This is a genomic window from Nostoc sp. CmiVER01, from assembly GCF_034531135.2.
In the GTDB taxonomy this organism is placed as follows: domain Bacteria; phylum Cyanobacteriota; class Cyanobacteriia; order Cyanobacteriales; family Nostocaceae; genus Nostoc.
Map to the genome: position 1 here is coordinate 1 of NZ_JAVRBU020000022.1, position 25,177 is coordinate 25,177.

The 25,177-nt window shown below is 41.6% G+C and carries 19 protein-coding genes; 11 read left to right on the forward strand and 8 right to left on the reverse strand.

Annotation, left to right across the window (positions count from 1 at the left end; all coding sequences use genetic code 11):
* Positions 1-42: 42 nt before the first annotated feature.
* The 6 genes from glyQ (at position 43) to aroF (ending at position 8,306) form a co-directional block, all read left to right on the forward strand.
* Positions 43-939, forward strand: a complete 897-nt coding sequence (gene glyQ, locus RMZ43_RS30405) for a glycine--tRNA ligase subunit alpha (protein WP_322650575.1) — start codon at positions 43-45, stop codon at positions 937-939.
* Between the two features lie 499 nt (positions 940-1,438).
* Entirely contained in the window at positions 1,439-3,793 is a 2,355-nt protein-coding gene (locus RMZ43_RS30410) for a ComEC/Rec2 family competence protein (RefSeq protein WP_322650574.1), read from the forward strand.
* Positions 3,794-4,117: 324 nt separating this feature from the next.
* The gene (locus tag RMZ43_RS30415; RefSeq protein WP_322650573.1) at positions 4,118-5,791 is read left to right on the forward strand and encodes an alpha-amylase family glycosyl hydrolase; all 1,674 of its coding nucleotides are present in this window, start codon (positions 4,118-4,120) and stop codon (positions 5,789-5,791) included.
* Positions 5,792-6,103: 312 nt separating this feature from the next.
* Positions 6,104-6,373 (forward strand): 30S ribosomal protein S15, encoded by a 270-nt coding sequence (gene rpsO / locus RMZ43_RS30420; RefSeq protein ID WP_041565894.1) that lies wholly within the window; start codon positions 6,104-6,106, stop codon positions 6,371-6,373.
* A gap of 12 nt (positions 6,374-6,385) precedes the next feature.
* Positions 6,386-6,856, forward strand: coding sequence for a PAM68 family protein (locus RMZ43_RS30425; RefSeq protein WP_322654950.1), 471 nt, complete (start codon positions 6,386-6,388; stop codon positions 6,854-6,856).
* Positions 6,857-7,247: 391 nt separating this feature from the next.
* Positions 7,248-8,306 carry a 3-deoxy-7-phosphoheptulonate synthase gene (aroF, locus tag RMZ43_RS30430; protein WP_322654951.1) on the forward strand — a complete coding sequence of 353 codons (1,059 nt, stop codon included), beginning with the start codon at positions 7,248-7,250 and terminating at the stop codon, positions 8,304-8,306.
* A 27-nt stretch (positions 8,307-8,333) separates the two neighbouring features.
* On the opposite strand, the gene RMZ43_RS30435 is transcribed toward aroF, so the two are convergent.
* The 3 genes from RMZ43_RS30435 to RMZ43_RS30445 are packed head-to-tail and all read right to left on the reverse strand — an operon-like array spanning position 8,334 to position 14,503.
* The gene (locus RMZ43_RS30435) at positions 8,334-8,801 is read right to left on the reverse strand and encodes a response regulator (RefSeq protein WP_322650570.1); all 468 of its coding nucleotides are present in this window, start codon (positions 8,799-8,801) and stop codon (positions 8,334-8,336) included.
* Between the two features lie 8 nt (positions 8,802-8,809).
* On the reverse strand, positions 8,810-12,502 hold the full coding sequence (locus RMZ43_RS30440; protein ID WP_322654952.1) for an ATP-binding protein: 3,693 nt from the start codon (positions 12,500-12,502) through the stop codon (positions 8,810-8,812).
* Between the two features lie 24 nt (positions 12,503-12,526).
* Positions 12,527-14,503, reverse strand: a complete 1,977-nt coding sequence (locus RMZ43_RS30445) for an ATP-binding protein (protein WP_322654953.1) — start codon at positions 14,501-14,503, stop codon at positions 12,527-12,529.
* A gap of 390 nt (positions 14,504-14,893) precedes the next feature.
* On the opposite strand from RMZ43_RS30445, the gene RMZ43_RS30450 reads away from it, so the two are divergent.
* Entirely contained in the window at positions 14,894-17,014 is a 2,121-nt protein-coding gene (locus RMZ43_RS30450) for an EAL domain-containing protein (RefSeq protein ID WP_322654954.1), read from the forward strand.
* A gap of 182 nt (positions 17,015-17,196) precedes the next feature.
* Here the strand turns inward: RMZ43_RS30450 and RMZ43_RS30455 are convergent, their stop codons facing one another.
* The gene (locus tag RMZ43_RS30455) at positions 17,197-18,465 is read right to left on the reverse strand and encodes an HhoA/HhoB/HtrA family serine endopeptidase (protein ID WP_322650567.1); all 1,269 of its coding nucleotides are present in this window, start codon (positions 18,463-18,465) and stop codon (positions 17,197-17,199) included.
* Positions 18,466-18,654: 189 nt separating this feature from the next.
* Here RMZ43_RS30455 and RMZ43_RS30460 point away from each other — a divergent pair, with 189 nt between their 5' ends.
* From RMZ43_RS30460 to RMZ43_RS30475, 4 genes are all read left to right on the forward strand, one after another.
* A complete protein-coding gene (locus RMZ43_RS30460; protein WP_322650566.1) occupies positions 18,655-19,575 on the forward strand; it encodes an ATP adenylyltransferase family protein in 921 nt (306 codons plus the stop codon).
* A 341-nt stretch (positions 19,576-19,916) separates the two neighbouring features.
* The gene (locus RMZ43_RS30465) at positions 19,917-20,087 is read left to right on the forward strand and encodes a phycobiliprotein lyase (RefSeq protein ID WP_322650565.1); all 171 of its coding nucleotides are present in this window, start codon (positions 19,917-19,919) and stop codon (positions 20,085-20,087) included.
* 4 nt (positions 20,088-20,091) lie between these two features.
* Complete coding sequence (locus RMZ43_RS30470; protein ID WP_322650564.1) at positions 20,092-20,286, forward strand: hypothetical protein; 195 nt, start codon at positions 20,092-20,094, stop codon at positions 20,284-20,286.
* Positions 20,196-20,534, forward strand: a complete 339-nt coding sequence (locus RMZ43_RS30475; protein ID WP_322650563.1) for a CpeR family transcriptional regulator — start codon at positions 20,196-20,198, stop codon at positions 20,532-20,534. The genes RMZ43_RS30470 and RMZ43_RS30475 overlap by 91 nt, the downstream gene beginning before the upstream one ends.
* Positions 20,535-21,044: 510 nt before the next feature.
* Here RMZ43_RS30475 and RMZ43_RS30480 read toward each other — a convergent pair.
* The 4 genes from RMZ43_RS30480 to RMZ43_RS30495 all read right to left on the reverse strand — a co-directional run bounded on the left by RMZ43_RS30480 (position 21,045) and on the right by RMZ43_RS30495 (position 24,844).
* Positions 21,045-22,397: a pentapeptide repeat-containing protein gene (locus RMZ43_RS30480; protein ID WP_322650562.1), complete on the reverse strand. Its 1,353-nt coding sequence runs from the start codon at positions 22,395-22,397 to the stop codon at positions 21,045-21,047.
* Between the two features lie 258 nt (positions 22,398-22,655).
* A complete protein-coding gene (locus RMZ43_RS30485; protein ID WP_322650561.1) occupies positions 22,656-22,850 on the reverse strand; it encodes a hypothetical protein in 195 nt (64 codons plus the stop codon).
* A 17-nt stretch (positions 22,851-22,867) separates the two neighbouring features.
* Positions 22,868-24,238 carry a DUF3370 domain-containing protein gene (locus RMZ43_RS30490; protein WP_322650560.1) on the reverse strand — a complete coding sequence of 457 codons (1,371 nt, stop codon included), beginning with the start codon at positions 24,236-24,238 and terminating at the stop codon, positions 22,868-22,870.
* A gap of 333 nt (positions 24,239-24,571) precedes the next feature.
* Positions 24,572-24,844, reverse strand: a complete 273-nt coding sequence (locus tag RMZ43_RS30495) for a GlsB/YeaQ/YmgE family stress response membrane protein (RefSeq protein ID WP_069068080.1) — start codon at positions 24,842-24,844, stop codon at positions 24,572-24,574.
* Positions 24,845-25,177: the final 333 nt, after the last annotated feature.

Here is a 25,177-nt window from a genome sequence, read left to right on the forward strand (position 1 = left end):
CAACAATGGTTTATGCACTGTGTCGATTATTAAGGGGGAAGTGTGAATTTTCAATCCGTTATAGCTTTGTTGCATCAGTTTTGGGGCGATCGCGGTTGTCTCATAGCGCAGCCCTACGATATAGAGAAGGGGGCTGGTACTAAGAATCCGCAGACATTTTTAAGAGCATTGGGGCCGGAACCGTGGGCTGTTGCTTACGTTGAACCTTGTCGTCGCCCTACAGATGGACGATATGGCGAAAATCCCAATCGTTTCCAACACTATTATCAGTATCAAGTTCTAATCAAGCCGTCGCCAGATAATATTCAGGAGATTTATCTTGATTCATTAAGGGCTTTAGGTATTCGTCCTGAAGACCACGATATTCGGTTTGTAGAGGATAACTGGGAAGATGCGACGGTGGGAGCTTGGGGCACTGGGTGGGAAGTATGGTTAGATGGGATGGAAGTTACTCAATTTACCTATTTCCAACAGTGTGGGGGAATTGATTGTCGTCCAGTGTCAATTGAGATTACATACGGGTTAGAGCGGCTTACAATGTATCTCCAGCAAGTAGAAGCATTTACAAAAATCCAGTGGACAGACAACATTACTTATGGTGATGTTTTCCTGCAAAGTGAGATTGAGCAGTGTACATACAACTTTGAAGCGTCGAATCCTGAGTTGCTACTGACACTATTTAATTTATATGAGCAGGAAGCTACCCAATTAACGGAGCGAGGATTGGTTTTACCTAGCTTAGATTATGTAATGAAGTGTTCGCACACGTTTAATTTGCTAGATGCTAGAGGTGTGATTTCGGTAACGGAGAGAACTCGCTATATTGCCAGGATTCGACATTTAGCTAGAAAGGTAGCTCATTTATATGTTGAGCAAAGGGAGAAATTGGGTTTTCCTTTGCTCAAAGATACTGTAAGTTCAACAGGAAGCCCAATATGATGAAGGGTGCGGCTACTCGAACTAAGTACAGCTTTGCGTAAAAACGTAAGGTTTTAAAATCAGAAGAACGCAAAATGAACGCATAGGCGCTTTGCTTTTCCGTATGGTAAGTACGTATAGTTTTGCCAATTATCCATGCTCTGCTGAGGTTTAAGCTAGGTATATCTTTATGATGCGGCTTTTGCTAAAGGACAAAAATACGGTTAAATGTTGAATCTAGAACACTAAAGCTACAAGATAAGGCCCGCCTGTGCGGGTTTTTTTGTGTAAACTTGATGGACTATATTTCACTACAACGATAAGATTTGTTCGCTGTTGCTGATTAAAGAGATGAAAAACTCACGCATAGGCGCTTCAAGCGCAGATAATAAGTATTTGGAATATTTTATTTTTGAATTTCATAGCCAAATTCAGCAATGCCGATTTTCTATATTGTTGCCCTAGCTATTTTTAAGTCAGCCGCAAATTTGGGTTGTTAGGTGCTTTTACAAAAAATTTTATGATTCAAACCAGTGGTGTCATTATTTGTCTTGGCTACATTTTTGGGTTGCTGTTTACAGCAGTTCCTTGGGGTGGTATATGGATTTTGGTTCTGGGGATAGTGGGAGCAATCCTTTTTAGAAGACGCACCAGTTCACGGCAACTTGCTCAGAAACCAGAAAATACTGGAAGCAAAAATAAGGCAGTACCTAATACTTGGCAAACTAATCCCCATCCTCGAATATGGATAGCTGCTGGCTTGGTAGGATTATTGGCAACTCTATATTTTCAATGGCGAGTGCCGCAACCAGGTGCAAAAGATATTAGTCAGTTCGTTCCACCTGGAAATAGCAATAATCAAGAACAACTTGTAATTGTTCGTGGCGAAGTGGTGAGTAATCCCCGTTTGACTCGTAGTCAACGTGGACAATTTTGGCTGGAAACGACTCAGCTAGATGAAGTCAAAAATGACAAAGGTTCAGCAGGTGTGCCAAAAGGGGTTACAGGTAAATTGTATGTGACAGTGCCTATACTTCAGGCTACTGGGTTATACCCTAGTCAACAAATTGCTGTGACTGGGATTTTGTACAAACCAAAGGCGGCTTCAAATCCTGGTGGTTTCGATTTTCAGAAGTTTCTCAAGCAGGAAGGAACCTTTGCTGGTTTGATTGGGCGACAAATAAATGTTTTAGAACAGGAACGAAAATGGGGATGGTGGCAAATTCAGGAACGAATTGTGCGATCGCAAGTTCGTTGGTTGGGTATCCCTGAAGGGCCTCTTGTCAGTGCTATGGTGTTGGGAAGCAAAGCAGTTGATTTACCCTATGATATCCGCGACTTATTTGTACAAGCAGGATTAGCTCACGCTTTAGCAGCTTCTGGGTTCCAAACTTCTTTGATTTTAAGTGTGATTTTACAGCTAACGAGGCGGGCAAGTAAAGGAACGCAATTTACCCTTGGTTTTTTAGCTTTAATCATTTTTCTGAGTTTAACAGGTTTTCAACCTGCGGTTCTTAGAGCCGTAATTATGGGTTTTGCGGCATTAGTTGGTTTGCTATTAAAAAGAAAAGTAAAACAGTTCGGCTCATTATTATTAGCAGCGACTTTATTATTAGTATTTAATCCTTTATGGATTTGGGATTTAGGCTTTCAATTGAGTTTTTTAGCAACACTGGGATTAATCGTAACAGTACCCGCATTAGTCAATCGTCTAGCATGGCTACCACCTGCGATCGCTGCTTTGATTGCTGTTCCCCTAGCTGCTACTATTTGGACTTTACCTGTGCAACTTTTTGTCTTTGGGGTTATACCATCTTATAGTTTGTTGCTGAATGTGGTTAGTACTCCCTTAATTTCGATAATTAGTATAGGTGGAATTATTAGTGCGTTAGTGGGTTTAATTTGGACTCAGGCTGGAAGTTTTTTAGCTGCGGTATTACATTACCCTACTGATTGGCTAATTAAATTAGTAGAGTTTTTTAGCAAGCTGCCGGGAAATTCTGTTGCTATAGGCAGCATATCTATTTGGCAACTTCTGGCGATTTATACACTGATTCTATTAGTTTGGCTAGTACCTTGGTGGCAGAAGCGGTGGTGGTTTGCTAATGTGATTGCCATTGGTTTAGTATTAATCCCTCTTTGGCATTCCACAAATACATTGTTTAGGATAACGGTATTAGAATCTGGTACTGAACCAATTATAGTTATTCAAGATAGAGGGACAGTAACTGTAATTAATAGTGGTGATGAAGGGACAGGACGTTTTACAATTTTACCGTTTTTGCAACAACAAGGTGTAAATCAAATTAATTGGGCGATCGCAACTGACTTCCAAGGAAATGAAAGTAATGCTTGGTTGGAATTACTGCAACGTTTACCTATCAAGAATTTTTATGAATATTCACCCAAACCAGAAAATTCTATTACAACTCAGGCAATTCAACAAGAGTTACAAAAATATCAGGGATATTACCAGCCGTTAACAGTTGGTCAAGCTGTGAAAACGGGTTCTATAGTGGTACAATTAATCAACGAACAATTACCTATTTTACAATTGCAAATTCTAGATCAGAATTGGTTATTAGTAGGTAATATCAAATCTAAAGAGGTACAGCAACTAGTTAAAAGTGGCAGTTTACCTCGTACACAAGTGTTATGGTGTGCCCCTCAGTCATTAAAAGATTTAGTTATTGCTCTGCAACCACAAGTAGCGATCGCTTCTTCTGCTAACTTTGATACAAAATTCTTATCGGAATTGAACCAAAGTCAAACGAAATTGTTTTTTACAGGGCGAGATGGGGCTATTCAATGGACACCTAATGGTCGGTTTGAGGCGTTTACTGAAGTAACAGAGAATAAGTCTTCTGTCTTATAAAAAACTCAAAATTAAGCAAAGTTAAAAAAATGATATTTATTTTAATCAAAACTAACTAAAGATAGATGTATAGCCATTTGCAAGCAAGTAACCTCTCAAAAGGTCTGAAAAAGGTCTATTTACTGAGCAGGTGCTAACCCTATCTTTGGGGTAAGTAAGTGGTTATGAAAAATTTAAGGTTTGTAGTAATGAATGAAACTCTTACTAGGAAAAAATCTAGTTACTTTTACGTTACGTAATATAGTTTGATTTGTTCTTGTCTACTTAATTAGTTTTTGTATTTTTATACTTATTGATACATATTACTACAGGAAGATATAATAAATGAGAAGTTTAATTGAATTTACGTTGTTTGCTCCTCGTAATAAAGAAACAGCTTTAATTGGGTCTTTTTCTGATTGGAAAGAAATCCCAATGGTAAAAAGTGAAGATGGTTATTTTCGCGCTCAAGTAAAACTTGAAGATGGAATTTATCAATATAAGTTTCGCATTCAAAGTAAAAGCCCAAATTTTACACTTGATGAGTGGGTAGACGTTATTGATCCTCAAGCAACAGATGTTAATGAAACAGAAAAGTACAGCATAGTGCGGATTAAAAATGGGCAACGCATTATTGACACTTATGTTTGGCGACACGACGAAAAACCATTGCCTGAAAATCGTGAATTAGTCATATATGAAATGCACGTTGCAGATTTTTCTGGAGATGAAGTTGGGTTTGATAAACGAGGCAAATATTTAGGAATAATTGCCAAGTTAGATTATCTAGTCGAATTGGGAGTTAATGCAATTGAATTAATGCCAGTTAATGAGTACCCTGGTAACTATAATTGGGGCTATAAAGTGCGCCACTTCTTTGCTACAGAATCTAGTTATGGTTCAACAGAAGATTTAAAGCGATTAATAGATGAGTGTCATGCTAGAGGCATTCGCGTTTTTATGGATGGAATTTATAACCACACAGATGAAGAATGCCCGTTAATACTGATTGACCGGAATTACTGGTATTACGAACACATGCATTATCCTGAAGATCCAGATAATTACTGGGGGCCAGAGTTTAACTATGATAATTATGATGAAAAATTAGATGTTAAACCTGCATGGAAATACGTCGGGGATGTAGTGCAATTTTGGATTCAGGAGTATCACATTGATGGAATCCGCTTTGATGCGGTGCGCCAATTGGCTAACTTTGAATTTTTAGACTGGCTGGCGAAGCAAGGAAAAAACCATGCTGCACCCAAGCAGTTTTACAATATTGCTGAACATATTCCTGATACAAAAGCTGTAGTCCAGCCAGATGGACCATTAGATGCTTGTTGGCATGAGAGTTTTCGGTACTTTATAGTTCCATATATTTGTGGAGAAGCATTTGAGTTAAAACAACTAAAGCAAATTTTAGATCCTAAACAGCAGGGTTATGCAACTGCTACCAATGTGATAAATTATTTGGCAACCCACGATCGCGAACGTCTATTGCGAGAATTAGGCGATCGCGGTATCTTTGACGCAGAGGCATTTAAGCGAGCGAAGTTAGCAGCCGTTCTCTTAATGACAGCGTTGGGTATACCAATGCTGTGGATGGGAGAAGAGTTTGGCGAATATCAGCAAAAAAGCGAAGATGTAACTAAGCCACAGAAGATTAATTGGTCTTTGTTATCAGGCGACCAGAATCGTAATTTATTTAAGTATTATCAAAAAATCATTGCTCTACGCAAGCAGAATCTAGCTTTGCAAAGTGATAATATCGAGTTTTTCTACGAAAATACCGATGATAAAGTGTTAGCTTACACTCGCTGGGATGAGCAGAATTCTCGTGTAGTTGTCGTGGCAAATTTTTCTGACCAGAATCTAAATGAATATAAAATTTTAGGCTTCCCATCCGCTCAATACTGGCGAGATTGGATCGCGAATTCGGAGGTGAAAGTTGGAGAAGATGGTTTAGTCACTAACTTGCCAAGCTATACAACCAAGATATTTGTTGAGCAGTTGTAGTCTGTGAAGAAATGATTGATATTTAGAGACTGTTATAGTTTGCGCTTTAACCCAAACTACAAACCTATGATTATTTTTATTTTCTCAAAATAACAGAAGACAGGTTAATTGCAAATAATGCGATCGCTCTTTTGAAGTCTAATCTGATTTAGTAGCGCATCTACTACCAGAGGATACTGGATGGCTCTTGATCTACTTAGTCTCCTATAGTGTAAGGTGCAGTAGCAAAGATGATTCTACATCCACCTTGATGGCTGTGATATTATGGGAGACTGCTACATACATTTAGAAAAACTAGAAATTGAATCGATCATGGCTCTGACGCAACTGCGGAAACAAGAAATAATTTCCAACTACCAAGTTCACGAAACCGACACTGGGTCGGCCGATGTCCAAGTTGCCATGCTAACTGAGCGCATTAACCGCCTCAGCGAACATCTCCAGGCAAATAAAAAAGACCATTCATCCCGGCGGGGACTGTTGAAGCTAATTGGTCAGCGCAAGCGTCTTTTAGCCTATATATCGCAGGAAAGCCGGGAAAAGTATCAAGCTTTGATTGCTCGTCTCGGTATTCGTGGATAGGGATTATCGCTTATGTCTGCTGAAGAATCTGAACGCAGTCGCTTGCCCTTTGAACCAAACAAAAAGCGCCAAAAGCCCGCAAAAACTCAAAGTAAACCAGCAGCACAGCCACAAGAATCTGGCAAACAGGCTGATAAAAAACGGTCTTACACCAAACAAGAGATGGCTATTCCCCAAGTAGTCAGCCAGCGCATGATCCGCCGGGTAGCTGGATTCTGTGGTGTACCAACAGCTTTGGGTATTAGCGTCCTGGTTGTCAGCTATCTGCTTGCTATCTATTCCAAGATCCAACTACCTCCCATTGCCGTGTTATTAGTGAACATGGCATTATTTGGTTTGGGGGTATTAGGGATAACTTATGGCGTTCTTTCTGCCTCTTGGGATGAAGAAAGAGTTGGAAGTTTGCTGGGTTTGGGTGAGTTCAACACCAATTGGGGACGAATGGTGGCAGTTTGGCGCGAAACTCGGCAGAAAGACTCATAATTAACGGCGCTCAGGTATTAGATAACTCAGGTATTGGGTAAATAAAGAAGTGAATGTTGAAGTTATAAAATTTTAACTTCAACATTGCTAATCAAAATTATATAGTCTTTTTTATACTCTATATCTAGTTATTGAGCAGTAAATATGCTGACTGAGCGCTATATCTTGTAAATAAATTTTATTTTTAACTATTCGTAATTAGGTTAATAAGCAACAATAAAGCTAATCCGTTTACAGAAACAGGACTTACGCAAAAATTGCCGAAAAGCTTAATTTATCGAACCGCCAAGACGCCAAGAACGCCTTCGTGCAGCGTCTCGTAGAGAAGAATTCGTAGAGTGTGCGTAAGTCCTAAGAAAATTTTACTCAATTAATAATCAGGAACTTTCACATGATTATAGTAATGAAAAGTGGTTCCCCAGAGGCGGAAATAAACCGCATTGATGAGGAACTAACTAGCTGGGGGCTAACTCCAGAAAAAATTGTTGGTCAACACAAAGTAGTTATTGGTCTAGTAGGTGAAACTGCTAGCTTAGATCCACTACAAATTCAAGAACTTAGCCCTTGGATTGAGCAAGTGTTGCGGGTAGAGCAGCCTTACAAACGAGCCAGCCGTCAGTACCGCCACGGCGAAGCTTCGGAAGTTGTAGTTAATACTCCCAATGGAGCGGTGGTATTTGGTGAACATCAGCCTTTGGTAGTCGTTGCCGGGCCTTGCTCCGTAGAAAATGAAGAAATGATTGTGGAAACAGCACGGCGCGTCAAGGCAGCTGGAGCTACATTTTTGCGCGGCGGCGCATACAAACCTCGGACTTCACCTTACGCCTTCCAAGGACACGGCGAGAGTGCTTTGGATTTGTTGGCAAAGGCGCGGGAAGTAAGCGGACTAGGTATTATTACAGAAGTGATGGATGCTGCTGACCTAGATAAAATTGCCGAAATTGCTGATGTAATTCAGGTGGGGGCCAGGAATATGCAGAATTTCTCCTTGCTCAAAAAAGTGGGAGCGCAGCCGAAACCAGTTCTGTTGAAGCGGGGAATGGCGGCTACTATTGAAGATTGGTTGATGGCAGCCGAGTATATTCTGGCATCTGGCAATGCCAATGTGATTTTGTGTGAAAGGGGAATACGCACCTTTGACCGTCAGTATACGCGAAATACGCTGGATTTATCAGTAGTGCCAGTGTTGCGAAAGCTGACTCACCTGCCAATTATGATTGACCCCAGCCACGGCGTAGGTTGGTCTGAGTTTGTGCCTTCAATGGCGATGGCTGCGATCGCAGCTGGTACAGATTCCCTGATGATAGAGGTTCACCCCAACCCTGCCAAAGCTTTATCGGACGGGCCCCAATCTCTCACACCAGATCGTTTCGATAGCTTGATGCAAGAATTAGCAGTGATTGGTAAAGCGGTGGGACGCTGGCAGCAACCAGCAGTAGCTCTGACTTAGAATTAAGTTGCAACTGCATTTATTGATTTAAGAAACTGGCGATCGGTTAAATAAAACCCAATAAAAACCAAGCTGTTGGACTGCTTGGTTAAATTGTTCAAAATCAACAGGTTTGACGATATAGCTATTCACCCCAAGCTGGTAACTCTCAATCATATCCTGGTCTTCAGCAGAAGAGGTAAGTACCACAATCGGAATCATTTGTGTGCGTGGGTCAGACTTGAGTTGCCGTAAAACTTCTAATCCACTTACTCTTGGCAGCTTCAAATCCAGCAAAATGACTTTGGGTTGATTCGTCATGCTACGGTGGGCATAGTCCCCCTGACAAAAGAAAAAATCGAGGGCTTCGGCTCCATCTTCGAGCAGTTGAATGTGATTGCTAATTCTAGCGCGACGTAATGCTCGGATAGTTAGTTCTGCATCAGTAGGATTATCTTCAACTAACACAATGGAAATTGGTTGTTCCAAAGATGGGTCAGTGGGTTGATCAGTCATGGGTTAGTTTACCCTTGAAGGGTGAAATAAAAAGTCGCACCTTGATTGACCACTGCTTCGGCCCAAATGCGCCCGCCGTGGCGTTGAATAATGCGTTGCACGATCGCAAGTCCGATCCCTGTACCTGCAAAATCTTGTTCGCGGTGCAGGCGTTGGAATACCCCAAACAGATTATCGGCATATTGCATATTAAATCCTGCTCCATTATCTTTAATGAAATACACTTCTTCCCCATCCATAACCTCATAACCTACTTGAATATATGCAGGGGATTTGTAACGAGTGTACTTAATCGCATTCGATAACAGATTTATCCAAACTTGTTTAAGCAGTGAAGGGTCAGCCTGACATATAGGTAAATCAGCGATCGCAAACTCAATCTGACGACCCTCCAAATCTGAGGCTAAATCACTCAGCACCTGTTGAATTATCTCATTTGGCAAGACGGGCTGCCGAGACATTTCCTTACGATCTAGGCGGGATAGGTTCAACAGATCATCGATCAACTCACCCATGCGTTTGGCATTCTCTCGCACAATTTTCAGATAACGATTGCCTTCCGCATCGAGTTGCTCACCGTAATCTTCTTGCATCATTCTAGAAAAACCAACGATCGCCCGCAATGGGGCCCGTAAATCATGAGAAACAGAGTAGGAAAAAGCCTCTAACGCTTTGTTGGCAGATTGCAATTGGGCAGTTCGCTGTATTACCCGTTCTTCCAACTCAGTATTCAGTTGACGAACTTCTGCCTCTACCGCTTTCAGGGCGCTGATATCGCGCATGATCGTAGAAAAATATTCCAAACTGCCATCTGTGGCTTTGTGAGCAATAATCATTTGAGAAACCGGAATTTCTCTGCCATCACCGTCCAACAACGCGGTTTCACCAACCCAGCTACCATTTTGGATAGCTGCCGGAATGCCTTGATTCTGAATAATCTCTAATGCCCACTGGGGATGATAGTTGGGGATGGTAATGGTGGTAATGTCTGCATCCAGTGGTATGCCTGCCAATTTTCTGGCTTGAATGTTATTCCAAAAAACATTACCTTGGGGAGTAAACATGCCAATATGATCGGTGGATGCTTCTAGGATGGCGATCAGGCGATCGCGGTCTTTCTCTGCTCTTCGGCGTTCGTCAATTTCGGCCCGTAAAGATTGATTCAGTTCTTCCTCCTGCTTCAACAGACGGGCATTGTCAATGGAAATAGCTGCCTGAGTAGAAAGTAAACGGAAGATTTCAATTCGATCTGGGGTAAAGGCGCTGGTGGTGAGATTATTTTCTAAAAGGACAATTCCAGTCAGTTTTCCCTGGTTCAAAAGAGGGGCACAAAGAATTGATTTCGATTGGTGCTGCACAATCCAGGGTTCAGATTGAAAGTTGCCGAATTGAGCAGCATTGTCCAGGACGATACTTTCTTGGGTGCGAACCACGTAATTAATCAGGGCAGTTGGCAAATAAGGAATGCTGTCTGCTGAGATCGATTCCAGGGGAATTGATTGCAAAACGGCTACTGTCTTATTGCCAATCGACCCCATTGCCTCAACCCGCCATTCGTCCTGTGTTGACAAAATTAGATAACCCGTCTGCGCCCCAGCATTCTCAATCAATATGGTCATCAGTTTTGCCAGGAGTTTATCTAAGAGAATTTCACTGGCGATCGCTTGGGAAGCTTTCAACACCGTTTCTAGGTCAAGTGCTTCTAACTTACTGGAAGTTGATTGTGTAGTGTCAAGTTGACGTGTTCCGGTTCTTTCTGTTCTCAGTTCTAGTAGTTGGGGATAGCGTCTTTCCAAATCTTGGACTTTAGTAGTTGCCCTCCACCTTAAATAACCGTACCTTGCCTCTTGCAAATAAGCTTTGGCGATGGTTAGCCGATGATTTGCCAGATGAAACTTGGCTGCTAGTTCGTTTGCCAGAGCCTCTTCTTGGAGGTATTCGTTTTCTCTAGCCAGGGTAATGGCGCGATCATAGCCATCCATTGCTGCTACTACCTCACCCAATACTCGATGTCTTTCTGCTTCTACCAAATACCACTTGTGTAAATAATTCATCGGGGCATGATGTGCCCAAAGTTGCATCTTCTGTTGACTGTCGGCTACCCGTTGAAGAATCATTGCCTGCTCTTTCTGATTCACCTGCGAATAAAGCATCAGTCGCGCTAGGGAATCATAAAAATAGAAGATGGGGAAAACAGCATTTGATCTGCCCCCATCCGGATAATTTTCTGCTTGATTGGCGTTGTCAACGGCTTGGAGAAAATTCTCGAAGTAATAGCAAAGAAACAGTTTATTGAAGTAAAGATAAAACAACCCTTTATGATGATTAGCTTGTTGTAGCAAAGGTAATTCTTGCGACTCATCATAAGCTTCACCGATCAAAACTTCGGGAGTTGCAGATGTTGTTATCAAGTTCAAGACTGTCTGTTGATAAACTTTGAGTGCATTGGCATTAGTAGATTCTTTCAGTTGGGTGAGTACTTGGATGTAGCTTTCTAGTTTCTGTTCCAGTTCGGGCAGGGGCATATCTGTAAAAAAACAGTGGTCGCAGTGGTGCAAAATACTGTATGCGGCAAATTCCAAATCTCCCGTCTCAATGCCGATTTGGTAAGCCTCCTGTAATGGTTTAATTGTTTCTTTGAGGTGAACATTCCGAAACCGCACAGAGGTGTTGGCCATGAATAGGGTTTTACAACGGATCGGTAAGTTGCTGGATTGTTCTAGTAACTTCAGTGCCAACAGCACAAACTGATACGCCGTTTCAATGTCTAAAAGCACGCTACCCAGAATGTTACTGTAGGCGGCGTAGGCGAAGGCTGAAAGGTCATGATTGCCGTACTTAATTGATAAATTCACCATCTCCAGAATGATTAGCGGAAATAGCGCCGGGGCTGCTTGGTAGGCTGGGGCCATCAAATTTGCTAATAACCGGATGCTGAGGGGAGCAACTGCATCCGTCATGGTTGGTAGATCAAACAAATCTTCCACCCGCCTACCCTGCAAGGTGCGGGCAGTATTGGAGAATGCTTGCTGAATTTCCTCTGGAGTTGGTGCAGCTGGCAGATGTAGGCCTAATTCCTCTAGAGCCTGAAGACCGATCGCCAGAGCTTCTAGAAATTGCATCTGTCCGGCATAGGCTTGAATTTTTACCTCATAAACTTTAATTTTGGCTGCCAGCGATTTGGTATTTTCTAGCACGCAGCTTACTAATTGCTCCATTAGCTCCAGTTCGCCATTTAGGTAAGCTGTTTCTGCTGCCAAACTATACAGAGCTAGAGCCAATTCATACTGAGTTTGCCAGCAATTATCTGCCAACAAATCTAAACCAATTTGGAAGTATTTTAAAGCAGAATTGTATGCTGTAGAAGCTTTCGCTTTTTCCCCTGCGATCAAATTTAGTTGAGCCAGTTCATCGCGCTCTGGCTGGATTTTAATTAACTCTTTACCTAAATTGAGTTGATTGGTGATGTCAAAGATATTTTGCTCTCGCTGTTGAGCAGAAGCTTTCTGGAGCAGTCGTTTGCCGATTTGCAGATGAACATTTCGCCGTTCTGATTCGGGGATCAGAGAATAAGCTGCTTGCTGAATACGATCGTGAGCAAATTTATATTCAATGGCAGGGTTGCTAGGGAGTGGCACATCCAATACAACGGATTTGTGAGCATTGCTCATGGGCAAAATCAACCCTTGAGCGATCGCCACTCCTAAAATTTGCGCGGTTTCCCGTTAAGATAGTTCAGCCGCAAATGCCAGGGTTTCCAGATCAAAAGAGTTACCAATGCAGGCAGATAGCTGCAACACTTGCTGTGTTTTTTCGTTGAGCTTCTGAATCTTGCCTGCCATCAATTCCACAATGTTATCGGTAATTCCCCGATTACGAATTAGTTCTATCGACCATTGCCATTTCTTGGTTTGGCGATCGAATTCTACTAGCCCTTCAGTGTATAGAGATTTCAAAAATTCATTGATGAAAAAGGGATTCCCACCAGTTTTTTGTTGCACGAGTTCCGCTAAGGGCAGGGAATTCTCTGGTTGACAGTGCAATGTATCGGCAATTAGTTGATTGATATTAGGTAGGCTTAATGCTGCGAGAGAAAGTTGGTTCACTACTCCTCCAGCTTGGCGAATTTCCTCCACCATCTGGATCAGGGGATGAGCTGTATTCACCTCGTTATCCCGGTATGCCCCCATCAATAACAACGATTGTTTCTCGGTAGAGGTAGCTAGCAGTTGAATCAGCTTCAGCGATGCATTATCTGCCCACTGGAGATCGTCTAAAAAGATGACGAGTGAATGTTCTGACTCGGTAAAAACGCGAATGAAATTTTGGAAGACTTGGTTAAAGCGATTTTGGGATTCTGTTGGCGGTAAAACTGGTACGTCTAGTTGCTTACCGATAATTAATTCCAATGTTGGAATTACCTGGATAATAACGCGACTATTTGAGCCAAGGGCAGCTAAGAGGTTGTCTCGCCACTGACACAGTTTTACATCTTCTTCAGTCAGTAATTGTTTGATGAGTGACTCAAAGGCTTGAGCGATCGCAAAGTAAGGGATATTGCGCTGATATTGGTCAAATTTGCCCGCAATAAAGTACCCCCGTTGTTGGGTAATGGGTTTATAAATTTCCTGCACCAATACTGACTTGCCAATCCCGGAGTATCCTGCTATCAGCATCATTTCAACTTGAGAAGAAAACAAGTCACCACGGGGATGTAGGAAAATTGAGTTTTCCCGATTAACTTTCTTAGCTGCTACTCTAGCGATCGCACCTAATAATGTCTCAATCTCCTTTTCTCTACCATAGAGTTTTTCCGGGATATGAAACTTATCAGAAATATCCTGTTGTGCTAACAAAAAGGGCTCAATTCTGCCCGTATGTTGTAACTGAATTAGACACTGTTCTAAATCAGTTTTAATTCCCCACGCACTTTGATAGCGTTCTTCTGCTGTTTTAGCTAATAGTTTCAGGACAATTTCTGAAACTATCACCGGAATTTCTGGATCGATAACATGGGGTGGAACGGGTTTCAGAGCCAGATGGCAGTGAATCAACTCTAGGGCATCACTAGATTCAAAGGGCAGTCGATGGGTCAACAATTGATAAAAGGTAGCACCTAGAGAGTAAAAATCAGTTCGGTAGTCCAGAGAACGGTTCATCCTACCTGTTTGCTCTGGAGAGATGTAAGCTAATGTTCCCTCTAATACTGTTGGATTTTTGAGAGTTAATGTCTCCCGCGATCGGGCAGTTGAAATTCCAAAGTCAATAATTTTAAGCTGTTGTGTTTTTGGATTGAAAACAATATTGGATGGATTTATGTCTTTATGAATTATGTTTGCAGTATGAATTTCACTTAAACTTGTAGTGATCTGCACGGCTAACTTCAGAAATTCTATTAAGGAAAACCCTCTTGTAGCTATAATTTTTGTTAAAGATTCCCCCCCGAAATCCTCCAGAATAATCACAAAAGTACTTTGATATTGCTGTAAGCCGTAAGCCTGGATAACACCTTCTAATGATAAGCAGCGCGTAATTTCGTATTCAAGCTTATACCGTGTGATTTCCTCTGGAGTGGGGTAGTCTTTCTTCAAAATCTTGAAGATTACAGGCAAAGTATCCCGTTCCCGAATTCCCCGATAGACCCGTGAATTACCACTTTCATGGATTTTTGTCCAAATTTGATATTCCGGAATTTCTAGCATAGTTCAACCGCCTTCAATTGTTACACTGAGGAGCAAAGCAGGGTTGACTCATAAACCCGATTATACAATAGACATCTCCAGAAATTAAATATGCGTCACCCGAAAACCTTGTAGAGAGGTAGCAATGCTACGTCTCTACGTCTTTTATTGAGATGTCTAATAGTCAAACCCCTGATGAATTGATTTATTTAGATTAGTACAGTAGGACGTAAATCCAGTTACCATCTCAATTAACCAGACAACTTGCTCAGAGCAACTGGTTAAAGGTAGGCAAACTACTGCTGACCTGTATTCAGGGAAGTATCGAGTTAATTAAGCGAGTATTGTAAAAAAAGAAACTATTTCTCATTTCTCTCTTGAGGTATGAGGTATGAGGTATGAGTATGAGATATGAGTGAACCCTTGAATGTCCTGATGGTTGAAGACTCAGAAACCGATGCCATGTTAATCATCCGTGAACTGCGTTGCGGTGGTTTCAATCCAATCTGGCAACGTATCCAAACAGTCGAAGAGCTACACACAGCCCTCAATAGCAGTACATGGGATGTAATCATTTCAGATTACCGATTGCCTGACTTCAATGCTTCTATGGCTCTGGAAATAGCCCAGCAGAGTCAAAAAGATATTCCTTTCATTCTGGTTTCTGGCACAATCGGCGAAGTATCTGCTGTAGAAATGATGAAAGCGGGTGCTCACGATTATGTAATGAAAGACAACTTAAATCGATTGCCAGTGGCGGTGCGTCGAGAACTTCGGGATGCTCAGGTGCGGGTAGAGCGTAAACAAGCCCAAAATTTGCTACAAACATTAGCGTCCAATATTCCAGGAATAATTTACAGCTTTGTGCATCATTTTGATGGTTCTGTTGGCTTTGAGTACATCAGTTTAGGCTGTCTAGACCTTCTAGAGTTAACACCAGAGCAAATTTTAGAAAATGCCTCTCTTTGCTTTGAACAAATTCATGTTGATGACCGGGCTGGATGTTATATAGCTGCCAAAGAAAGCGCTCAAACTTTAAAACCATTTTTTTATGAATGGCGATTAATTACACTCTCTGGCAAACTTAAGTGGGTACAGGCAAGTGCGCGTTCAGAGTCTCAAGAAAACGGAGATATTGTCTGGCATGGTATTTTATTAGATGTGAGCGATCGCAAGCATGCACAAGAACTGGTTACTCACAATGCTTTGCACGATCCATTAACGGATTTACCGAATCGGACACTTTTAATAGAGCGGCTGGAACTAGCCATTAACCGAGCTAAACGAGCAGAAACCTATCGTTACGCCGTCTTATTTCTCGACCTAGATCGGTTCAAAGTGATCAATGACAGCTTAGGACACTTAGCTGGAGATCAACTATTAAAGACCATTGCTCAGAAGCTAAAAACTCATCTGCGGGGGGTTGATTTAGTCGCTCGAATCGGTGGTGACGAATTCGTAATTTTGCTGGAAAATATTTCTGGTATTGAAAAGGCTATTCAAATTACTGAACGTATCCTGACAGATTTTCAAACACCATTAATACTTAATGATTCCGAAGTGGTTATCAGTACGAGCATCGGTATTGTCTTAGGAACAAAAGACTATTCTCAAGCCTCCGATTTACTTCGAGATGCTGATATTGCCATGTATAGAGCTAAAGCTGAAGAAAGAAGTTCATACAAAATTTTTGATGTAGAAATGCACACTCAAGCCGTAAAGCGACTAACTTTAGAAACCGATATTCGTAAAGCTCTAGAACGAGGAGAGTTCGTTATATACTATCAGCCTATTGTTGACATACTTAGCCATGCCTACAGTGGCCAAAACCAGCTGCAAGAATATCGGCTGATTGGATTTGAGGCATTGGTACGCTGGCAACACCCAACTCACGGCTTTATTTTGCCGGATAAATTTATTCCTATCGCCGAAGAAACGGGGCTAATTATGCAAATTGATCGCTGGATGTTCTCCAGTGCTTGTCATCAAATGGCAGACTGGAAAACTAAGTTTCCTAGTAACTTTCCGCTCAAGATTAGTATTAACCTGTCTGCTAAAGATATTCGCCAATCCAGCTTAATTGAAGACATAGATAAAATATTAGCCCAAACAGGTTTAAAAGGCGATTTCATCACTCTAGAAATTACCGAGAGTATGTTAATTCAGAATATCAATAAAACAATTGATTTATTAACCCAATTAAAGGCCAGAAATATTCAAATCAGCATTGATGACTTTGGTAGTGGTTATTCATCGCTCAATTATCTCCATCGTTTACCTGCTGATAATTTGAAAATTGATCGCTCCTTTGTGAGTCAGATGCAGGAAGGGAATCGTAATTATCAGGTCGTTAGTACCATTATTGCCTTAAGCAATCAACTTGAACTAGCCGTTGTTGCAGAAGGTATTGAAACACCACAGCAACTTCAATGGTTACAGCAACTTGAATGCGAATTTGGTCAAGGTTATCTGTTCTCTAAGCCCCTAAGCTACGAGACAGCAGAAGCACTCCTGGCAAGTAAAAGTTTGTAATTATCAGCTTCTGACTTAATCCCCAGTTCCTAATCCCTAATCCCTAGTTGCTTTTACAGGTTTTCTCAGTCTAGCTACTACTTGTAACCACCAAGCTTGTCAAATATCTTATAAAAAAAAGGACGGGCAAAATACCCATCCTAGAAAATTCACTTTTATTCAATTGATAAGAAAAATTTTTTTTATTGTACTTGGGCGGGGAAAGCACCAGGTTGCACAGCTATGTTAAGACTTTGCCCATTGCGACGTAATTCCATGCGTAAATCGCCTCCAACTTGGCTATTTTCTACTGCTCTTTGAACACTGCTGGCATCTGTGACTGCTTGCCCACCAAGCTTTTGGATCACATCCCCAGCACGTATGCCTGCTTTAGCAGCTGGTGAATTTGGGACAACTTTCACAACTAATACACCTTTATCTTCATTCACACTCAAACCGCTATTGGGATCTGAGTTGATATTTTGTTTTAGCTGAGGCGTTAATCCCACCATCTGAATTCCCAGATAAGGATGTTCTACTTTGCCTGTAGCTATTAGTTGACTGGAAATGCGTTGAGCTGTGTTGATAGGAATAGCAAAGCCTAATCCTTGTGCCCCTTGAATAATGGCTGTATTCATGGCAATCACCTCGCCACGAGAATTTAACAAAGGGCCGCCGGAGTTACCGGGATTAATTGCTGCGTCAGTTTGAATATACTCTACTCGCTTATCGGGAGCGCCGATTAGATTGCTATTGCGTCCGGTAGCACTGATGATTCCGGTAGTTACTGTATTATCTAATCCAAGAGGGTTCCCAATCGCGATCGCCCATTCTCCCGGTTGCAGTTGATCTGAGTTACCCAAAGCTACTATCGGTAGATTGTCCGCCTGAATCTTGACAACAGCAACATCGGTCAACTCATCTTTTCCTAAGACTTTACCTGTAAAGGTACGCCCATCCTTAACGGTTACTGTTACTGTATCAGCACCATCGACTACGTGAGCGTTAGTGAGAATACGACCATCAGCACTAATAATAAAACCTGAACCAGTACCCCGTTCTACCCGATTTTGCTGTTGTTCTGGTATTTGAGAACCAAAAAAGCGTTGAAAGAATGGATCGTTGCTAAATTCATCTGGTATCTGGGTTTTTACGGTTCGTGAAGAATCAATCCGCACTACAGCCGGGCCGACCTTTTGCACCACTTGGGTAACAAAGTTAGGATCTGTGGTAGCTGGTAATGGCGGAGCAGCATTTACTCGACTCACTGCCAAATTAGATGCACTTTCAGACACCTGCCGAGGATGTCCAGCCATATAGCCGCCTGCTAATGTCATACCTGATCCCAGCAGCACCAGCGATAGAGAGGCGGCAGCCTTTTTCCAGGGCGCTTGATTATGGTATTTGGCATCAGCAGTGTTATGTGAAATGCTATTTGATGGGTGTTCTCTGTCGCGAGATTCGTTTTGCATTGCTGTCTGGAAAGATATTTATATTTAGATGTATCACTAATGTAGATATGATTTGTGACAGTTTTGTTGCGGAGGTATTGCGTTGTTATGAAAGCTTTGGTATTTTACTAAACCGTATTGGAATATAGTCATTGTTAAAGGGGCACAGCTTTGTGCTGCGTGTTCCGTACCATGCCTGAAGGGATAAAAATGGCACAGGGAAAAATTTTACTTAAACCTGGCACTTTATGGACAAGTGTTAAAGAACGGACTGAACATGCTTTGCAATGCGGGGCGCTACTATCGATCCCGACAGAATTTGAATTTGTTGAACAGGATGGAGTGCGCTTTTTGGTGCGAATTTTGTCTAACCTGAATCGCAAAAAAGCAGCTAAGGAGAAACAGGAAAAACAATCTGCTACTTCTGGTGAAGAGTTTAATCCTTTTTTGCCCTACGAAGAGGATTTATTTGTGGCGGATATTTCCGAGACTCATGTATGTATCTTAAATAAATTCAATGTTGTTGATTATCACTTGTTAATTATCACCCGTGCTTTCGAGGAACAGGAAAGCTTACTTACTCTGGAAGATTTTACGGCTATGTGGTCATGTTTAGCTGATTTCGATGGTTTAGCATTTTACAACAGTGGCAAAACCGCAGGTGCTAGTCAGCGACACAAGCACTTGCAATTAGTGCCACTACCACTTGCACCTTCGGGGCCGCAGATACCTATTGAACCTCTGCTAACAGCAGCACCATTTCAGGAATCGATACCTTCTGGTGCATCCGTTACGCCAACCCTAGACTTTACCAACGCAATACCAAAACTTCCTTTTGTACACGCTTTCGCGCCATTAAATCCCCATTGGGTACAATCGCCATTTGCAGGGGGACAAGCAACTTTGGAACTTTATCGTACTTTGCTAAATTCTGTGGGAACTGGTGCTTACAATCTTCTAGCAACACGAGAATGGATGTTGATCGTACCGCGATCGCAGGAACATTTTCAGTCTATCTCTGTGAATTCATTAGGATTTGCTGGAGCTTTACTAGTAAAAAATGCAGCAGAAATGGAAATTCTCAAAGCCCAAGGGCCGATGACCATCCTTAAGAATGTCGCTGTATGCTAGTAAACTTGGTGCGATGTCTCCAAAGGACTTTGCATCAAATTATATACCTGAATTTTCACAGTATCTAGAAAACCTCCCTATTAGGACGGGCAGCAAAATCATCAGGATCGCTGTTGCTTAGATTTGCCTAAGCATAGATGAGAAAGGGACTGGAAACAACGATGAGAATAATAACTCAGTACTCCTAACTTAGCATTGGCTCAAAGCCCCGCGATCGCTAACAGTACTTAGCACATCTGAATACAGTTATGATCAAGAAGGGTAACATCTCGGCTGGGAGAATAATTTTTTAGCCAAGATACCTTTTGGATTGTACGCTACTTTTTCAAACCACTTTTCTCATGGAAATTACTGAATTCTTTGAACTTTCGATTGGACGATGGCGATCGCACCATAGCGATCATTATTTAGCATTCACTCACTTTGAGCAAGTGCTTTCTAACACTGACATTGAGGCTCTATCCGTCGATAAGTCGGCAGTGGTAAAAATCTGTTTGGATAAATCTAGATAAAGGTATGGATATTGAAACCTACAAGCAAATATGGGGGCCAACCTCTGGCTCTTTGCGGTTTGAAAAACGGGAAAGTTTTGCTGATGATTTATGTGCGGTGAGCGCTTTATGTCGATTCAGCTTGAATCTATTAAATCTAAAATGTTACCTCCACAAGCTGAAAAAAAAATGCGCTGCTGGATTCGCAGTCGCCACTTGATTTGTTCGGGCAACTTTTTTATCTTCGAGACATTAGAATATACCACCATCGAAAGATTTTCTCAATGTGTCGCTTCTTTAGGAGGAACAGTAATATCCGTTGAACCCATTAATAAAATATGGATGGGGGATCATCGCCAAGTCATTTTATATCAGGCAAAAGCTAGTTTACATACGCCTCATCATACTTTGAAACAATACTGGATAAAATCTGGTAGTGCATACACTAAATTTGATGAGCGTGCTTGAGAGTTACTATCCTGCGGAAATATTTCTGACAGGCATCCATACTACAATTCAAAATTAAGTTTTGAATTTTAAATACTCCTTAAGGGAGTTGACGGCTAACTGTTAATGTCTAATTGCTAATTTTTTTATAATGATTAGCTGTTGGTTATTAATAGTTAGCCGTCTAAGTTTGTTAGAGAATGTAACTAAATTTTCTAAAACTTTTAGCTTTAACCCAAGCGTACTGATATTTAACCCAATAGGGTTCAGTTAAGGCTAAAACTCTTTGTCAAAAACTCTTTGTCAAACTCAATTTTTTTAACGAACCGCCAAGGACGCCAAGGACGCAGAGAGAAGAAAGAAATGCTTAACTGAACTGTATTGATATTTAATCTCGGTGAATCGGTTTAAGATAATCCAAAATTTGTAAGCTGTTGGAAATTTCACTTGCATATTACCTCAAAGTAAAACTATCGGGAGGTAGGAACTTTGCCGGGTTTGGTTATGCAAATTAAAAGTACATCATAATAACTATCTTCCCAACTTATTGGGAATACCTTCACAACCACCAGGAATAGTACCTCTAGTTTTTTCACCACCCCAAGCACAACAGTAGTTACGTGTAGACTCAGACATGCGCTGCACATTGGTGAAATCAGCATTTTCCACCACAGCGCCAGTGTGTTCGCCAGTTTGATAATTTGGTCGTTCAGTGCGACTGCGGGGTGATGCTTTATCTATTACACCGTAGAATAGGCGAATCCCGTTGATGTCAGCACCACTGAGATTAGCACTATATAAAATTGTGCGGGAGAGGTTGGCTTTTACTAAATCACAACCGCTCAGGTTGGCGCGGACAAGATTAGCTTCGCTCAGGTCAGTCCAACGCAAATCAGTACCAGAAAGGTCTGCTGCGGCTAGTGTTACGCCTAAATCGATGACACGCACACCTTCCAGGCGGTCTTCTGCATATCCGCCACTGCCGTCGAGAATGGCTCGACCTAATAGCCGATCGCGTTGTAAGGGTGAGAGCAACTTGGAACGTGAGAGAAAGCGGAGAATTTTCGCTTTACCACTACCATCTACACTACTTAAAATTGCCGCAGTGCGTCCTTCGGCGATCGCTCTTTCTTGAGGCCAATCTTCTAATAATCCTTCTTGATCTAATACTAAGTCTGAAACGCCTTGGAAATAAGAATCAATTGTCTGTTGCTGGGTGATGATGTTTTGCTGAACTGTCAGCAGGTTTTGCTGAATTGTCAAGTCTTTGGAAATAACATATTGTCGCCACGCCACGTAAACGGCGATGACAGCGATCAGAATTTGCCCCAAAGCACCAAACCAATCTGCTAGGGTTCCAGCAATGTCCCAGTTAATCTGCCGTCCCCAAACAAGCAAGCGATCGCCCACACCTGTAAACTTGATCAAGCCGATGATCGCTACTATTAGTCCCAAAATGGCAACAAACAAGGTACGTTCTTGGGCTGAAAACCACTCGTATAATGCTTTTTGCAACCAAGGCAATAATATCGCTAGGGATAACAGCAAAGTTATCAGCGTTCCGATAATGCCGACGATCCAGTTATTTAGGATAACTCCAATGAAGGTGATGGCAATCGCTATTAAAGTAATTAACAATGCCCTCGGCCTAACTACGAATTGCTTGGTAGTAGGTTGTTGAGAATCAGAACGGGCTTGTTGGAGAGCAGTTGTATATTGTGGAGATTTCAAAGATGCGATCGCTGCTAGGGCTTGTTGTGTAGCTAGTACTTCTGAACTGAGGTTCTTCTCAATTGCACCCCCATCAAAGTCATCCGGTTGCGAGTCGTTTTCTGGGATTGGTTCTGGGGTTGGTAGATTAGAGGAATTGGATTCAATCGTCATGTTTTCTATTTTGCCCCAGCAGATTCAGTTCAACATCTGTTTTATCAGAAATTGCACTAAACCAAAAACCTGTATTTTAGGCAACTTAGAAACGGGCGTTGCTGATTCCATGTATGAAAATGATTTTGCATAATCCCAGAATCCTTGTAGAGAGGTAGCAATACTACGTCTCTACAAGGATTCATAATTCAATTCAGTAACGCCTTTTTATTTCTGGTCAACACGATTGGCTACGGCGTAGACACAAGTCTTTTAGAGTTACTGCGTAATGTAGGATAGCTTAATTTTTGCAAGTCGATACAACAAAGACGCAGGTCGATGCAACAAAGACGCAGGTCGATACAACAAAGACGCAGGTCGATGCAACAAAGATGCAGGTCGATGCAACAAAGACGCAGGTCGATACAACAAAGACGCAGAGCGATGCAACAAAGATGCAGAGCGATGCAACAAAGACGCAGGTTGTTTGGTTAAGTTTGGTCTACAGTTTGAATTGTCAGCATTTGAGGGGGCGTAGCATCAGGTGGGTAGAGAAAATCCACTTGTACAAGTCGCTGCTGGCCAGGGGATATTTTTAATTGAGCAAGCGGTTCTCCCATCTGTCCCCGTTGTTGAACTAAATGCCAGTATTGGGTTCTGGGTAAGCCATTATCGTCATTGTAGCGAATACGAACTGTGCCTCGGAAAAATACTGATGGTTGAGGTGGTGAAAAAAAGCGAAGCCCTGGTTTACTTAACTCATCTTCTTTGATAGGCGTTTGGAAAAGCACCTTTATAGTTTGCGGCTTATCCGTATTGTTGATTAATGGTAGAGAGATATTGTATTCAATGCCGTAGTTGCCGTGAGCTTCGTAAGCTGTACCAGGATAACGCGCCACTAGTTTAGCAGTTTGGTTTTGTCCAGTACCCATTTTGCCTGCCAGAAGGGTACTTAAACCGTAAGAAAAAGCTTGTCCTGATTCAGGAATTGTCAGGTACGAACTATTGGAGTTGGTAACTTGTACTTGCCAACGAGAGCCAACAGCTACCCCCGCTACCCGTCCGTAAATTTCTTTTGCCCCTTCAAGGTGATTGGGAGGACTGGGAGCAGATTCACGGGGCCCTGCAAAATCACCATTTTCTAACAAATTCTCCCATTCTTCTAAAGTAGGCGCTCGTTCACTACCATCGGTATTGGGTTTGGCAAACATCGCTAGGTTCGCCAGATAAACCGGACTATCGCTATACAAACGTAACAAAGTAGAACGTCCATTCAATGGCGGGGTCAAAGAACGCACTGGAATGGGATGATTCATTAACATCCGGCTTTGTTTTGGTGGAATTAGCAACTGGGCTGGCCATCCTGACTGCCGTCTGACTCGCAGCATATCATTCATCACGCGATCGCCTGGCCCTGCAAAAATATTTCCCGAATTATTTGATTGCATGGCGGGAAGTTTGATAAAAGGTGCATCAGGTTGACTAAGATAACTAGCTGCTTGCAATATATTGACAGTTACAGGGCGATCGCTGGGATTGTAAACAATCACCCCCAAATAAAGAGTCCGCAAATCATTTGGAGTTTCAATTGCTCTAGCAATATGGTGAGAAAATAAATCAAACCGTCCCTGAAATGGAAAGTTCAGGTGGGCGCTAGGCACTTTTTTGCCTTGAGGAGGAAATGTGGACAGCAGAATTCCTTCACTCTTAACTACTTCTGGGTTATTACTGTTAAATACTGGTACTTCGTCAAGATGTCCTGTTAAAGGTCTTGTTTGTTGGGGAACGAAGATTTCTTGTGGTGTAGGTGCAAAAGAAGGCGATGCTTGAGCCAAAAACAAATAGGAAATAAAATTGAGCATTTATTCAAAAAGCAATTTATCGTTAAGTTAAGAATAATATTAAAAGAACACCCAGATAAAGATGCACAGATTCTTGCCAAAAGATTTCAAAAATTATTGAGAATAAAGTATAGTCTGAAACTCTTGCTGCTTCGTTGTTTCATGACTTAATGGGAAAAGTCAGGTCGAAATGCGGTAAACTACGCAGCAAAGACAACTTGTAAACGTTGCCGCAAATTATAATAGCGCCTACCTAAATATAGGTAAGCGCTATTGTTTTATTTCAATTCAGGGAGAAAATATAGTGAATTTAATTCCCTGATTTTTACTATTAATTAATTCCAATTTAATTGATTACACAGCACTGCGACGATTTAGCAAGTTCCACAAGAAAACAGCGACAATTGCGCCAAGAACCGCTACTGCAATACCGGGAATGCTCAGTGTCGGGGCGGCTAATGTCAAGGTTCCTGTACTGAAGAATACACCCAAACTACCACCAACAAAAGCACCAATAATTCCTAATAAGATTGTTCCGAGAATTCCGCCACCTTGATGACCAGGGTAGATAGCCTTTGCAATAGCACCAGCAATTAGACCTAAAACAATCCAAGCAAGAATATTCATTGTTTTAATTTGATAAACGTTTTTTAACTGACAAATACACAATAGCAATCTAAACATTGATATTCAATCTACCAACAGAACCAATTATTAATAGCCTTGAGGATGAATGCTGTTACTTCTGGTGATATACCCACTAAATCCAATGGATAATAAATAAAAAAGCTCCTAGTTGGTCTAAAACTGGGAGCTTCGTTTATTCATTGCTTGATAATTGCAGTATATGCATTTATGATTCTTTTTCTCATCTACTTTAAGAATTAAGCTAAGTTTGAAAGTCGAATATTAATTTGATAAGGTGAAGAGGTAAAGTACCAGCGCCGCCAATAGAGGAAA